Raw genomic sequence first — 2,166 nt, 5'->3', positions numbered from 1 at the left:
GCTTCGCCCGGCTGACCTCTACCCGAGGGCCCCAGATAGAATAAGGACGGGCAGGACCAGCCGCGATCGGCCGACCTGACTGCGCGCCCTAACGCCCGCTCAATCCGTCTCGTCGCGCTCCGGCGCATGGTCGCGCCGGCCGGCAAGGATTTCGCGCTTGCCGACATGGTTGGGCGCGCCGACCAGGCCTTCCTTCTCCATGCGTTCGACCAGCGAGGCGGCGCGGTTATAGCCGATGCCGAGGCGGCGCTGGATGTAGGAGGTCGAGCATTTCTTGTCGCGCTTGACCACTTTGACCGCCTCCTCATAGAGGGCGTCGCCATCCTCGGCGTCGATCGAGCCCTTGTCGAAGACTGGACCCGTGTCGGCCGGATCTTCTTCCTCTTCCTCGCCGGCGGTGACCGTATCGAGATATTCCGGGCGGCCTTGCGCCTTCAAATGCGCCACGACGTGCTCGACCTCGAGATCGGAGACGAAGGGACCGTGCACGCGCACGATGCGCCCGCCGCCGGCCATGTGCAGCATGTCGCCCTGGCCGAGCAGCTGCTCGGCGCCCTGCTCGCCAAGGATGGTGCGGCTGTCGATCTTGGACGTCACCTGGAAGGAGATACGGGTGGGGAAATTGGCCTTGATGGTGCCGGTGATGACGTCGACCGACGGGCGCTGTGTGGCCATGATCAAATGGATGCCGGCGGCGCGCGCCATCTGCGCCAGCCGCTGGATGGCGCCTTCGATCTCCTTGCCGGCCACCATCATCAGGTCGGCCATCTCGTCGACGATGATGACGATGTAGGGCATCGGGGCGAGGTCGATCTCCTGCTCCTCGAACAGCGGCTCGCCCGTGCCCTTCTCGAAGCCGACCTGCACCTGCATGACCACGACCTCCCCCTTGTCGCGGGCGGCCGCGGCGCGCTGGTTGTAGCCGTCGATGTTGCGCACGCCGAGGCGCGCCATCTTGCGGTAACGCTCCTCCATCTCGCGGACCGCCCATTTGAGCGCGGTGACCGCTTTCTTGGAATCGGTGACGACCGGCGTGAGCAGATGCGGGATGCCGTCATAGACGGACAATTCGAGCATCTTGGGATCGACCATGATGAGGCGGCACTCCGCCGGCTTCATCCGGTAGAGCAGCGATAGGATCATGGTGTTGATGGCGACCGACTTGCCCGAGCCGGTGGTGCCGGCGACCAGCAGATGCGGCATCTTGGCGAGGTCGGCGATGACCGGCTCGCCGCCGATGGTCTTGCCCAGCCCCAGCGCCAACTTGCACGATGTGTTGCGGAAGCCGGCCGATTCGATCAGCTCGCGGAAATAGACCGTCTCGCGCGTTTCGTTGGGCAGCTCGATGCCGATGACATTGCGGCCCGGCACCACGGCGACGCGCGCCGAGATGGCCGACATGGAGCGGGCGATGTCGTCGGCCAGGCCGATGACGCGGCTGGACTTCACGCCCGGCGCCGGCTCGAACTCGTAGAGCGTGACGACCGGACCCGGCCGGACATGGATGATTTCGCCCTTGACGCCGAAATCCTCCAGCACGCTTTCGAGCAGGTCCGCGTTCTGTTCCATCCGCTCCTGCGACATGTAGAAGCCCTGGCCTTCCGGCGGCATCTGCAGCAATTCCTCGGACGGAAGCTCGTAGCCGGCCGAAGCGGGCTGCGGCGCGACCTTGCCGGCGACGGGCAGGGGCGGCGCGGGTCTCGCGGCCTGGGCGCTCTTTGCAGCGGAACGCGGCGCGACGGACTCGGGCGCGGGCGATTCGATTTCCACAGGAGCGGACCGGAGAGCGGGCAGATCGACCGGCGCCGTCAGCGGGGCCAGACTTGCGGCCGGCCCGTGCGAGCGCCATTCGATGACGCGGTAGAACGAGGTCGCCTCGCCGATCGCGGCGGGGCGGAACGGGCTCGGTTGCGCCGCAGGACTCATCCGCGCGGGAGCCGCGGGCGTCTGCAAAGGATCGTTCAGCCGTGCCCGCGCCAGGCGCTCGGCGAGCAAGGGCAGGCTGAACTCGAAAAACGCATCGTCGGAAAGATAGGACCAACGAAATTTCGGCGGCTGCGGCTTTTGTGCCGGAGTGGCTACGGCCCGTGGCGACGGCGCGGCGCTGGCCTGCTGCGGCTTGACGATGGCCTGCGGCGGCTTGGCCGGGCAGTCCCCGGCGCGGAT

General features: G+C 67.4%; 1 protein-coding gene. It reads right to left on the bottom strand.

What is annotated here, in order from left to right; genetic code table 11:
- Positions 1-99: 99 nt before the first annotated feature.
- The coding region (locus EOA60_RS29830) for a DNA translocase FtsK (RefSeq protein ID WP_245502644.1) at positions 100-2,166 on the bottom strand (2,067 nt) is incomplete at its 5' end.

The sequence above is a fragment of the Mesorhizobium sp. M1A.F.Ca.IN.020.06.1.1 genome (assembly GCF_004023265.1).
Lineage (GTDB): Bacteria > Pseudomonadota > Alphaproteobacteria > Rhizobiales > Rhizobiaceae > Mesorhizobium.
Note: the sequence above shows the minus strand (reverse complement) of the source record. Positions and strands in the feature narration are given on the sequence as shown.